This is a genomic window from Apilactobacillus micheneri (assembly GCF_002993975.1).
Lineage (GTDB): Bacteria > Bacillota > Bacilli > Lactobacillales > Lactobacillaceae > Apilactobacillus > Apilactobacillus micheneri.
On the sequence record NZ_POSO01000003.1, the window covers coordinates 150,923 to 162,978 of the forward strand.

The window sequence follows — 12,056 nt, forward strand, 5'->3', positions numbered from 1 at the left end:
ATGTTTAATAATGAAATAAAAAAAGTCTTAATACTTGGAAGTGGTCCCTCTTCGATTGGCAATGAAACTGAATTGGATTCTGCAGCTTTTCAAATGATGGTTGCTCTTAAAAGAAATGGAATTAAAACCTTAATTATGGACAATAATCCATTCTCTTTAACTATGACTGAAATTCAATCCGCTAATACTTTTGTAAAAGAAATTAATTTAAAAAATGTATTAGAAGTAATTCAGAAATCAAAACCAGATGCAATTATTCCTACTGTAGGTGGCTTAAGAGCCATTCATATTACTCAGGAATTAATGAATCAAGGTATATTAAGAGACTTGAATGTTAAAGTATTAGGGATATCAGAAGCAGCATTAAAAACAGTTAATGATTCTAATCGAATGAAAACAGTCATTCAACAATCGGATGAACCATGTATACCATCTAAGATTGTTAATAATGAATCTGAAGCATTTGACGTAGTTAGACAAATTGGTTTCCCCGTTATAATTAAACCAATTAATCAAAAAGATTCTGTTAAACGAAAAGTATGTAAAAATACAGATGAATTATCTTACTTTTTGGAAAATACATTTGATGAACAAAACAAAAAATGTATAGTTGAAAAAAGTGTTGTGGGTTTTAAACAAATTGAAATGGTAGGAATTAGGGATGAAAATGGTACTAAGATTTTAGTTAATGGCTTAGAAAATGTTGATGCTGTTGGTGTACATTCTGGTGATTCAATTGTGGTATCACCAATTCAGACATTAACTGACATTGAATATCAGAACTTAAGAACGGCAACTTTTAAAATTATGGAAAATCTTGATATTGTAGGAGTATGCCACTTACAATTTTCTTTAAGTGCAAAAGATAATCTATATTTTATAACCAAGATTAATCCATTAGTAAATCAAAGTACCGCTTTTTCTGCAAGAGCAACTGGTTATCCATTGGTCTATACTTGTACTAATTTAATGCTGGGTAAACAGTTAAATGAAATTCAATTACCAGAAAAATATAATCATTTAACTGCCGTTATGGAACCTTCCTTAGACCATATAGTAGTTAAAATTCCTATTTGGCCATTTGAAAATATCCCTCAGGCTAGTCAAAGACTAAATACAGTAATGAAATCTGTGGGATCAACGATTGGGGTCGGTAGGACCGTAGAGGAAGCTATGCTAAAAGCCCTAAGAAGTTCGCAATTTAGTCCTAGAGATGTACTTCCAAGTATGAAAGATCTCGATAATGATGAATTAATTAACAGACTAATTCATCCCCAATCGAATCGATTGTTAGTATTAATTGAAGCTATTAGAAGGGGCTATCAGGTTGATGATTTAGAAGAATTAACTAAAATAAATCAATTTTATTTTTATAAATTAAAAAAATTATTGGATGTTGAAAAGTTAATCGTTAATCACCCCATGGAGCTAAATACTATTGAGCATGCCCACCAATTTGGTTTTGGTGATGGCATGATGGCTGAAACTTGGAATATTCCTATCCAAAAAGTACGTGATATTTATCATCAATACAATGAATATCCCACCTATAAGTCAATTGAATCTTCAGCTGGTGAATTAGAACAAAATATAGAATCTTTTTATAGTAGCTTTGAAAAAGAAAATGAATCACATAAAGAGTCACAAAAAACTGCGTTAGTTATTGGTCGTGGTGGTAATAAATTAGGACCTAATACGGCAGCTGATTATTATACAGCAGAAGTGCTTATTCAATTACACAAATTAGGTTATAAAACAGTAGTAATGAATAATAATCCTAATGCTTTATCATTGTCACCACAAATTAGTGATAAACAATACATTGAGCCTATTCAATTAGGTGATATTTTAAATATCATTGAATTAGAAGAACCTGTTCGTGTTTTTGTTCCTGGTAATAGACACTTCTTAATGAAACAGTTAAAGAAATATACTGAATTAAATGTCCAAATATTACCACCTGATCAAGATACCGGTGTTATCTTACCTAAAAATGTGAGTTATGCACTAAATTTCTTTGTTACTAATGATAATAATTACTTTATTTCATCTGAAAAATTAATGAGTAATTTAAATAATGATTTGGATCATGTTACTAATTATGAGATGCCTTATATAGACCTTGATTCCCATCAACTAACAAAAAATATTAAAGAAGCATCTTTACACATTGATCAATCAAACTGGATTGGCTTAGTACAGATACTATTTAACGAAAAAGATAATGGTGAATCAGAATATGTAGGAATTCGTCCATTAAGATTAACTGAAACCATCTTTTTAAGTAAAGCAACTGGTATTAATTGGATTCGTGAACTCGTTAAATTTTATACTAAAAGGTTCGATAGTAAAATTATTGATGAATTAAATACTAATCAAAATAGAATTGCTACAATGCGTGCAACTTTTCCTTTTAAACAATTAAACATACACATTGACCATGGTAATAGTTCGCAAGAAATCGGTGCTAAATTAAAATTTAGATTAAAAGAGTAAGAAAAGTTTAAAATTTAAAGATAAAATCCCAAAAATAGAACGTATAAATGAAATAAATTAAAAACTAAATATACAAAAAATGCTCATTAGAAATAATTGTTCTAATGAGCATTTTTTATAAACTATTTATTATTTGCTCTCAAATGCTTAACATCTGATTCCTTTGGTGTAACAAAAGCTGTCTTTTGTCCTTCATAAATAACTAAACCTGGTTTTGCACCATTTGGTTTTCTAACATGTTTAACTTTTACATAATCAACGGGAACGGTTGCGGAATCGCGTGCTTTAGAAAAATATGCAGCTAATTCAGCAGCTTGTTGAATTGTTTTTTCATCAGGATCAAATGACTTAATAATTACATGAGATCCATGAATTTTTTGTGTATGCAACCAAGTATCTCTTTTATCGGCATCCTTTAAAGTTAACTTATCATTTTGTAAGTTGTTTTTACCAACTAAAATTTGAATTCCATTATCTGAAGTAAAGGTTTCGGGCTTACTAATCTTTTGACGCTTATTCTTTTTAGATGCGTTTGGATTATGATTCTTCTTTAAATAACCTTCTTCCTTAAATTCTGTCTTAATATCAGTTAAATCAGCTGGATTTGCTAATTCAATTTGCGATAATACATTTTCAAAATATTCAATTTCTTCATTGGTTTTCTTTAACTGTTCATTAACATAGATAACCGCATTTTTAGATTTTTGATAACGCTTGAAATATTTTTGAGCATTCTCAGAAGGGGATAATTGATTAGACAATTTAATCTTTACTAATTTATTTTCATCATAGAAGTTAGGTAATTCAATTGATTTCATCCCACGTTCAATTTTATATAAATAAGTCGTTAATATTTCACCCTTAATTCTATATTCATCGGCTTTTTTTGTATTATCTAATGTTTTTTGTAGTTTCTTTTTCTTATTACGATTCTTCTTCAATTCATTTTTAGCGATATGAATTAAAGTACCACCTTGTTCCTTAACTCGATCTTTTTGAGCTCGACTAGCATAATATTTATCCAATAATTCACTCAGACTACTAAATTGGATATTTTTACTATTATTAATGAATGGGTAAACACTAAAGCCCTCTTTATTATTCTCATTAAATAAGAGGGTTGGTAATGGTTGGTTAAATTTTGCAAAGAATTTATTGAATAAAGTTTTGACATCACCATCTCGGTGTAAATAATTGGCTAAATATAAAGAAGTGTCTTTGCCCAGTCCTTGAGTAATATGTTGGATATTAGATGCTAGCATATCTTGATTAGGATATTTGCTTTCTAATTCTTGAATGCGACTAATATCCGAATCATTAGCTTCAAATGGGTCGAACATATCTTGTTTAGGAGGAGTAATGTATTGATCACCAGGTAATAAAGTACGGTATCTATTTTTATCCGCACCGATACGCTTAACTGCATCTATAATTCGCATATCATCTTGTTTATCAACTAGAATAATATTACTATGTCTAGCCATAATTTCTACTATTAACAACATTTCTTTTAAATCACCAATTTCATTTCTAGTGATAAAATGAAATCTCATGACTCTATCATTATCTACTTGTGACACTTTATTCAATATAGAACCACTTAGATGTTTTCTTAAAGTCATTGTAAAATTAGTAGGGACACTAGGGTTAGTATAAGGAACATTAGTTACTTGGACTCTAGCATAGTTAGGATTGGCAGACATTAATAAAGGATAATTTTTATGATTAGCTCTAATTGCCATAATAACTTCATTATCATATGGTTGATTAATTTTTGATACTCTACCATTTGATAAGGTTTCGTTTAATTCTTTTGTCATTGCATGAGTGAATGATCCATCAAATGACATAATATCATCTCACTTTCGTTACTTTTGTTGACACATAATATCAGTATACATATTATATATATCATTATCAAAAAACCAATCTCACTTACGGTAATAGATATTTTAATGTTATAATTTATAAATAATTATAATTTTTAAGTAATTATTAATTTGAATTAAAGGGTGAAAAAACTAATAATGAAAATTGCAATTGTTACAGATAGTACTTCATATCTATCTAAAGAAGAACAAGAAAAATATAATATAAATGTAGTACCAATACCAGTAATTATTGATGGAAAGAGTTACAACGAAGGAGTAGATATCTCAACAGAAGAATTCTATGACAAGTTACGTAATTCAGAATCTTTTCCTAGTACTTCACAACCACCTATGGGTGAAATGATTAACACCTACAATAAACTAGCTGATGAAGGTTATGATGCCGTCATTAGTATTCATTTAGCAAGTACTATTTCTGGATTTTATAATTCATTAGTATCTTTGGCACCCACTATTGAAAACATAAAGGTAATTCCTTACAATTCTAAGCTCACTGTTAAGCTAATGGGTAATCTAGCAATCGAAGCTGCAAAGATGGCACAAGACAATCAAAACATTGATGATATTCTATCTAAAATGGATAAAATCAGAGCTACTATCAATGAAGTTTTCGTAGTAGACGATTTACAAAATTTAGTACGAGGTGGAAGATTATCTAATGCTTCTGCTTTTCTAGGAAGTTTATTAAAAATTAAGCCACTGCTTACTTTTGACGATAAAACTAATGAAATCGTAGCTTTCGAAAAAGTTAGATCTCGTAAAAAGGCTTTAAAACGTACTGAAGAAATATTTAAGGAAGCTGTAAGCAACGCTGACTATCCAATTAAAGCAATGGTGATAAATGCTAATGATCCCGAATCAGGGGATGTTTGGGCCAAAAAAATTAAAGAAATGTATCCCGACATGACGGTAGAAAAAAGTTATTTTGGACCAGTCATTGGAACTCATCTTGGTGAAAAAGCTTTAGCTTTGGGATGGATGATTGATTCAGATAAATAAATTGTAACCAATTATTTTTAATGATATATTTTAATTGTTAACAAATATTAGGAGTAGGACTTTATGCGTTAAGTGCTAACGGAACGGAATGTGAACGTTAGACGAAAATTTAATTTGCGATATACTGTCCGCATTCGCCACCAATAGTTATATTATGTGTGCCAACTTTATAATTTGTACGTGGCAGCTCCATTTAGGAGATGTCTTATGAGTATTAAGAAGAAATTTTTTAGTTTACCTAAGCTTAGAGTTTCTGACGTTACTATTATTGCTATAATGATGGCTTTAAGCTTTATTTTAAACAAAGTTGGAATACATACTCAATATATTGTAATTACGCCAACTTTTATTGTTACTGTATTGTTGTGTTACCTATATGGACCAATATGGATGGCAATTGTTTTAGGAATAACTGATATTTTGTTCACTTTTATAGGTGGAAGTGGATTATATATTCCTGGTTTTACTATTTCTGCTATATTAACTGGATTTATATACGGATCTTTCTTGTTTAAAGATTATCAATTTAAAACAAGAAATTTAATTTCAGCTCAAATTATTATCAGCCTAGTTATTCATATTTTCTTAAATACACTTTGGTTGACGTTATATAATGGAATTGATTGGAAAGTTATAATCGTTTCTAGATTAATTAAAGAATTAATTTTAGTTCCAATTCAATTAATCGTTTTGGTTGGATTATTCAATATTCCAACGGTTCAAAAATTAATTAAGGATCATTGGAACTAGTTAAAAATTGTTTTGTATAATAATAATTAATATTAAGATTATGATAAAGATTCATAATCTTTTTTCTTTAGAAAGGATCTTATTAAATGGCTAAAAATATATATGATTTTAAATTAACTGAAATGAATGGACAAACAATCGATTTTAATCGTTTTAAAGATAGGGTTATATTGATTGTTAATACTGCCAGCAAATGTGGTTTGGCAGGGCAGTTAAAAGATCTTGAGTACTTATATCAAAAATATAGTGATGATGGGTTTATTGTTATAGGAGTTCCATCTAATCAATTTCATATGGAGTTAAAATCTAATCAAAAAACTAGTGAATATTGTCAACTACATTTTGGAGTTACCTTTCCAATGTCTAAACAAGCAAAAGTTAATGGCCAAGATGAATTGCCATTATTTAAATATTTAAAAGATCAATCAAAACGTGGAAGAATAAAATTTAACTATACCAAGTTTCTAATTGGTCGTGAAGGTAACTTAGTAAGAAGGTATTCTCCTTTTAAAACCCCTAAGAAATTTGAACAAGATATCATTAATGAAATAAATAATGGTTAATTAAAGTAAAGGGGTTATATATGAAATTTACTAAAAGCTTTTATACAATTGTATTTTCGATTATAACAATTATCTTTGCTGTTATAGCAATAATATTTTATCGGCAATCAACAAATGTAAAGGCTGTTAAAAAACAAGTCGGGATTAGTTTAGATTGTGCACGTTCATTTAAGGATGTAAACACTATTAAAAAATATATTAATGAAGTTCATGAATACAAAGGGACATACTTAACACTTCATTTAACCGACAATGAAAACTTTGCTTTAGAAAGTAATACATTGCATCAAAACACTAAAAATTCTTACTATAAATCTGGTATATATTATAATAAAAAAACTAAACTACCATTTTTAAGTAAAGAACAGTTAAAAGATATTATTAATTACGGATACAATCAAAAAGTTGAAACTATCCCTGAAATAGATGTACCAGGGCATGCACAAGGAATCTTTAATTTATTAAAAATAAACGGTGAAAATAATTTATATAGACAAGTTGTTAGAAGTGATGGATATAATGAAATGGATTATTCTAATCCTAAAACAATAGCGTTGTCTAAAAGGATAATCAGTGAATATTTACCTTTAATTAAACCTCATACTCATATATCCATTGGTGGGGATGAAATCACTGTAGGAAATATCAAACAAGAACAACAAATAGTTAAATATATTAATATAATGGATAATTATATTAATAAACATAATGTAAAGATGGTTATGTGGAATGATGCTTTTCATAAAAAAGTAATTAATAAATACAATAAAAATATTTTAATAGATTATTGGAGTTATAGCGGTCAAAGAGCTAATAAAGAACAAAGTGATCAAAATATGGCATTAAGAGCTACGATGCCAGAATTAAATAAAGCAGGCTTTAAAACCATTAACTGTAATTTTTATTATTTATACTTAATTGCTAATGAAAAGATATTTAATCAGCATAATATCCAATTTTGGAAAAATAGTTTAAAACAATGGAATCCACAAATTTGGAATAATAATGATACTAATCATCTAGACAAAAATAAAAATAATATTGGTATGCAATTATCAATTTGGAACGATGATAGTTATAATATTACCAATTTAAATTTATATAATAATCTGAAAACTTATATAAAAAGTTATTTAAGTTATTCAAAAAGTTTTTAAAAGCCAAAGATTTTATCTTTGGCTTTTTTATTAAGATTTTAAGTAGGGATCAGAAAAAAGTGTTCTATATTTTTATTTATTTTTCTACTTTACATAATATATATTATACGAAGTAGCAATAAAATAAGAAATATAGGAAAAATAAAAAAATCTCTATATTAATATAGAGATTTTCCTTAAAATAATTATTCTAAATTTGCATGATTATTCATCATATCAGATTCATTTATATTTTCTTCATTCATTAATTGTAAAACAATTGAATCTAAATATAACATTAAAGTTTGTTCAAATAATGATCCCATTGGTTGAATAGTTATTGAATCATCATTGTCATATTTAGATTTACTTTGAATATTAACAACATGGTCAGCAATTTTACCAATTTCCGAATCATCATTTGATGTAATTAAAATGATACTAGCACCAACTTTTTTAGCTTCTTGAGCAACAATTTTAACTTGTGCTGTATTACCTGAACCAGATGCTAAAATCAACAAATCATCTTTATGAATTGATTTTGTGGTTGTTTCACCAACGACATTGCTATTATAACCTAATTGAGCCAATCTCATTGCAAACATTTTTAAAACTAAACCTGAGCGACCCAAACCATGAGTGAATATTTGATTACTTTTAATGATTTCATTAGAAATGTTTTGATTATCTATATTTTTAGTAGAATTAGATAATTCGCCTAAAATATTTTCCAAATAATTCATTATTTCATCATTGCCTTGATTTCTTTAGCAGCTTTAGCAGGATCATCAACTGTAGAGATACCACCACCAACAATCAATAAGTCAGGTTGTTCGTTAATGATTTTTTCTGCTGTATCAACCTTAATTCCACCTGCAACAGCTGTTTTAGTGTCTTTAACATTTTCTTTAATTGTGTGTAAGTCTTCAAATGGTGTTTTACCAAGTGCTTGTAAATCATAACCAGTATGAGTACTGATATAATCAGCGCCCATTTTATCTAATTCTTGAGCACGTTTAGCAATATCTTGCACACCAATCATATCTACAAGTAATTCTTTGCCCATTTCATGAGTTGTCTTAATTGCATCTTTGATTGATTGATCTTCAGCCACACCTAAAATAGTTGTGATATCAGCACCATATTTGAATGCTTGACCAACTTCATATGAAGCAACATCCATAATTTTAGCATCAGCTAATAATGTAATATCAGGGAATCTATCTCTAATCTTCTTTAGTCCTTCTAAACCAAAGTTAATTACTAAAGGAGTTCCGTATTCAAATACATCCACACTATCTTTGGTTTTTTCAATTAAGTTCATTGCACCATCAATATCTTCTAAATCAATTGCTAATTGTAATTTCATAAATTAAATTCTCCTTTTAAATAATGTATTTTACTTATAACGCGAAAATACATTATTTCATATGCAAAATACTTTGTAAAACATTTTAACTTATATAGGCATATTTATAACTCCATTGGGTTCCTGCAGTGTTATGGATGATTCCATGAACGTTACTTTTTTGCAGATAATAAGCACTATTTTGAAATAATGGTGTCACACCCTGATCTTTGCTTAATTCTTTACTAGCAGCAATTAAATCATCCCAACGTTTTCCCTGATTATTAGCATCCTCATTTTCTGCTTTATTAATTAAATTATCATATTTCTTATTATCGTATTTTCCATAATTATAAGGTGTCCCTTTTTGTGGAATTTGAAGGAAGGTAATTGGATCGTTAAAGTCACCGCCCCACGTGTCTAATCCCACATCAAATTTTCCATTTTGTTCATTTTGTGTATAAATTTTTGCCGGCAAACTGGTTAATTGAACTTTCATCCCCCTAAGATTACTTTCTAATTGTCCCTTCAAGTATTGAGCGGCAACATTTGAATTGTTGTTGTCATTACTGTTAGATAAATTGATAGATATACTACTCATCCCCAATTCTTTTAGCCCTTTCTTAAATAAAGCTTTGGCTAATTTGGGATTGTAATTTAATGTATTATTGACCGATTGTTGATCAGAAAAATCCTTCTTATTAATTGGACTGTATGCTAAGCCCTTAGGAACAAATCCTGTAACCTCAGATGAACCTTTTAAATACAACACTTTTTGTGATAATACTGATCTATCAATTGATAATGATATAGCACGTCGAATATTTGTATTATGCAATGCCTTATTTGTACTATTAAAATTGTATCTTAAGTAAGAAATCATTGAATAAGAGTAATCTTTCATGGATTTATCATTTCTATAATTCTGTAATTGATCAGTTGCTAGTGGAGTAACATCTAACAATCCTTGATTATATAAATTTAAACTAGTTGTGCTATCACTAACAAAGCTATAATTAATTCTATTTAATTTTACAGCATTCTTATCCCAATAATCGTTGTTCTTTACATATGACCACTTGTCACCTACTCCATTCCAATTAACGATTTTAAATGGCCCCGAATAAACCATGTATTTGGAATTGGTACCATACTTGCTTCCGTATTTTTTAACAGTCTTTTCACTTTGTGGACCAAATAATGGATATGCCATCAGTGTTTTAAAGTAAGCCACCGGCTTATTCAAATTAATTTGGACTGTATGTTTATCTATTGCTTTTATACCTAATTTATCGGGATTCATATTACCTTCATTAATTTGTTGGCCATTTTTAACAGCATTAAATAAATAAGAATATTGGGCCTTTGTTTTTGGACTAACCGTGCGACGCCAAGAATATACAAAATCATTTGCAGTAATTGGATCACCATTACTGAATTTAGCGTTTCTTATTTTAAAAGTCCATGTCTTGCCATCCTTACTACTATAACCTTTAGAAGCAAGTCCCGGAGTAATTGCCCCTTTTTCTCCTAAGCGATAAAAACTTTCATATACATTACCAGTTGATCCATACCCACCAGATTTAGATATATCAATAGTATCTAAACGACTATTAGCTGATAAGTTTAGAGTTTGTGATTTACTTTTACTTGCTTCGTTATTACCACAAGCCGTTAAAACACCCCCAGCAGTTATTAATAATGCAGATGATAATAATGCTTTATAAAAATTCATACCTTTCACTCCTCTAAAATATTATATAAATCAAACAAAAAAGCCACTAGATAAGCGCTAACAAAAAATGCTAGCCTAATCTAGTGGCTCTAATTATGTAAGTTAAAATTATATGTACTAAATCATTCTATATAAGATAAAACATTACATGCTAAAAAGGGCTACCACATTAGTGCTAACATTTAAAATACAACAACATTTACATTGGTTATTGAATAAACGTTTCATAATGTGATAGTCCTCCTTTTGTATAATTTATTATTGTAAATAATACTTTAACTATATACACAAGTCAAACATATTGAATTATTAAATGCTTAATGTTCTAAATGTTTGCATGATATAATTTAATAAAGGAGCTGTAAATATGTCTAAAAAGATTTCAATTACTATAACATCAATAATAATTATAATAGTTATTTTATTGGGATGGTTTTATATTAATACAAGTAGTGATAAAGAATCCTCTAGTAGTGCTACACAACAAATATTAAATAAATCTAAAGATAATTATACTTGGCAAGTAAAGTCACCGCTCTTCGATAACACAGACGATGATGGTAATACTAAATATCTATACTTTGACACAAAGAATGCCAAAATGGTGCAACTAGATGATGACTCTGGATTTAAAGCTGATGATATTAGCAATATGGAAAAAGATAATAACGTTTCATATAAATATATTATTAAAAATGATTGAAAGATGATATTAAGTAGTAATGAAGGCAATATTATAATTACTAATTTAAGAACTGCTAATGATAAAAAAGCATTAATCTTCAACGGGAATGCTCAATTTAATAAACAATTTTCTAAAATAACATTAACTTTAGGCAAAAAATTAGAAAAATAAAAATGGAGTCTCCAGCCCGTGGACGAATAGCATTTATCCCCGCCATAGAGGCATCTAATTTTTTAAAATTTCAACAAAAAAGGTTGTGTTATATTCATATATGACAGTAATAATAAGCTTTGTATTATCCATCTTTGAAATAGGATTTGCTATGTTATTTGGACTTGTATCAATGATGTATTCTGGATCAAGTGGACATTATGCTCATATATTGGTATTTATGCTTGCAGTATTAGCTTTTTTGATGATAATACAAGCTATTATAAACTTTACTAAAGCAA

The 12,056-nt window shown here is 28.5% G+C and carries 11 protein-coding genes and 1 riboswitch; of the genes, 7 read left to right on the forward strand and 4 right to left on the reverse strand.

Features of this window, described 5'->3' with window-relative positions; translation table 11 throughout:
• Positions 1-2,496, forward strand: coding sequence for a carbamoyl phosphate synthase preATP-grasp domain-containing protein (locus tag C7N41_RS04855; protein ID WP_105964596.1), 2,496 nt, complete (start codon positions 1-3; stop codon positions 2,494-2,496).
• 122 nt (positions 2,497-2,618) lie between these two features.
• Here C7N41_RS04855 and C7N41_RS04860 read toward each other — a convergent pair whose 3' ends face one another.
• Positions 2,619-4,346, reverse strand: a complete 1,728-nt coding sequence (locus C7N41_RS04860; RefSeq protein ID WP_105964597.1) for an NFACT RNA binding domain-containing protein — start codon at positions 4,344-4,346, stop codon at positions 2,619-2,621.
• A 177-nt stretch (positions 4,347-4,523) separates the two neighbouring features.
• Here C7N41_RS04860 and C7N41_RS04865 point away from each other — a divergent pair, with 177 nt between their 5' ends.
• The 4 genes from C7N41_RS04865 (at position 4,524) to C7N41_RS04880 (ending at position 7,857) form a co-directional block, all read left to right on the forward strand.
• The gene (locus C7N41_RS04865) at positions 4,524-5,387 is read left to right on the forward strand and encodes a DegV family protein (RefSeq protein WP_105964598.1); all 864 of its coding nucleotides are present in this window, start codon (positions 4,524-4,526) and stop codon (positions 5,385-5,387) included.
• A 47-nt stretch (positions 5,388-5,434) separates the two neighbouring features.
• A riboswitch (THF riboswitch) is annotated at positions 5,435-5,527 on the forward strand.
• 67 nt (positions 5,528-5,594) lie between these two features.
• Positions 5,595-6,137 (forward strand): folate family ECF transporter S component, encoded by a 543-nt coding sequence (locus tag C7N41_RS04870; protein WP_105964599.1) that lies wholly within the window; start codon positions 5,595-5,597, stop codon positions 6,135-6,137.
• 86 nt (positions 6,138-6,223) lie between these two features.
• Positions 6,224-6,700, forward strand: a complete 477-nt coding sequence (locus C7N41_RS04875) for a glutathione peroxidase (protein ID WP_105964600.1) — start codon at positions 6,224-6,226, stop codon at positions 6,698-6,700.
• A gap of 20 nt (positions 6,701-6,720) precedes the next feature.
• Positions 6,721-7,857, forward strand: a complete 1,137-nt coding sequence (locus C7N41_RS04880; RefSeq protein WP_105964601.1) for a family 20 glycosylhydrolase — start codon at positions 6,721-6,723, stop codon at positions 7,855-7,857.
• A 185-nt stretch (positions 7,858-8,042) separates the two neighbouring features.
• Here C7N41_RS04880 and hxlB read toward each other — a convergent pair whose 3' ends face one another.
• From hxlB to C7N41_RS04895, 3 genes are all read right to left on the reverse strand, one after another.
• Positions 8,043-8,579, reverse strand: coding sequence for a 6-phospho-3-hexuloisomerase (gene hxlB, locus C7N41_RS04885; RefSeq protein WP_105964602.1), 537 nt, complete (start codon positions 8,577-8,579; stop codon positions 8,043-8,045).
• A complete protein-coding gene (hxlA, locus tag C7N41_RS04890) occupies positions 8,579-9,205 on the reverse strand; it encodes a 3-hexulose-6-phosphate synthase (protein WP_105964603.1) in 627 nt (208 codons plus the stop codon). The genes hxlB and hxlA overlap by 1 nt, the downstream gene beginning before the upstream one ends.
• An 85-nt stretch (positions 9,206-9,290) precedes the next feature.
• Positions 9,291-10,919, reverse strand: a complete 1,629-nt coding sequence (locus C7N41_RS04895) for a peptide ABC transporter substrate-binding protein (protein WP_105964604.1) — start codon at positions 10,917-10,919, stop codon at positions 9,291-9,293.
• A gap of 367 nt (positions 10,920-11,286) precedes the next feature.
• On the opposite strand from C7N41_RS04895, the gene C7N41_RS04900 reads away from it, so the two are divergent.
• Both C7N41_RS04900 and C7N41_RS07685 read left to right on the forward strand, forming a co-directional pair.
• Entirely contained in the window at positions 11,287-11,622 is a 336-nt protein-coding gene (locus C7N41_RS04900) for a hypothetical protein (RefSeq protein ID WP_105964605.1), read from the forward strand.
• 3 nt (positions 11,623-11,625) lie between these two features.
• Positions 11,626-11,775 carry a hypothetical protein gene (locus C7N41_RS07685; RefSeq protein ID WP_157944972.1) on the forward strand — a complete coding sequence of 50 codons (150 nt, stop codon included), beginning with the start codon at positions 11,626-11,628 and terminating at the stop codon, positions 11,773-11,775.
• The last annotated feature ends 281 nt before the right edge of the window (positions 11,776-12,056 follow it).

Bases quoted from the DNA above. Each gene is read 5' to 3' on its own strand.
- C7N41_RS04895 (WP_105964604.1), bottom strand. From the start codon at position 10,919: ATGAATTTTTATAAAGCATTATTATCATCTGCATTATTAATAACTGCT.
- C7N41_RS04870 (WP_105964599.1), top strand. From the start codon at position 5,595: ATGAGTATTAAGAAGAAATTTTTTAGTTTACCTAAGCTTAGAGTTTCT.
- C7N41_RS04855 (WP_105964596.1), top strand. From the start codon at position 1: ATGTTTAATAATGAAATAAAAAAAGTCTTAATACTTGGAAGTGGTCCC.
- C7N41_RS04900 (WP_105964605.1), top strand. From the start codon at position 11,287: ATGTCTAAAAAGATTTCAATTACTATAACATCAATAATAATTATAATA.
- C7N41_RS04860 (WP_105964597.1), bottom strand. From the start codon at position 4,346: ATGTCATTTGATGGATCATTCACTCATGCAATGACAAAAGAATTAAAC.
- C7N41_RS04875 (WP_105964600.1), top strand. From the start codon at position 6,224: ATGGCTAAAAATATATATGATTTTAAATTAACTGAAATGAATGGACAA.
- C7N41_RS04880 (WP_105964601.1), top strand. From the start codon at position 6,721: ATGAAATTTACTAAAAGCTTTTATACAATTGTATTTTCGATTATAACA.
- hxlA (WP_105964603.1), bottom strand. From the start codon at position 9,205: ATGAAATTACAATTAGCAATTGATTTAGAAGATATTGATGGTGCAATG.
- C7N41_RS04865 (WP_105964598.1), top strand. From the start codon at position 4,524: ATGAAAATTGCAATTGTTACAGATAGTACTTCATATCTATCTAAAGAA.
- hxlB (WP_105964602.1), bottom strand. From the start codon at position 8,579: ATGAATTATTTGGAAAATATTTTAGGCGAATTATCTAATTCTACTAAA.
- C7N41_RS07685 (WP_157944972.1), top strand. From the start codon at position 11,626: ATGATATTAAGTAGTAATGAAGGCAATATTATAATTACTAATTTAAGA.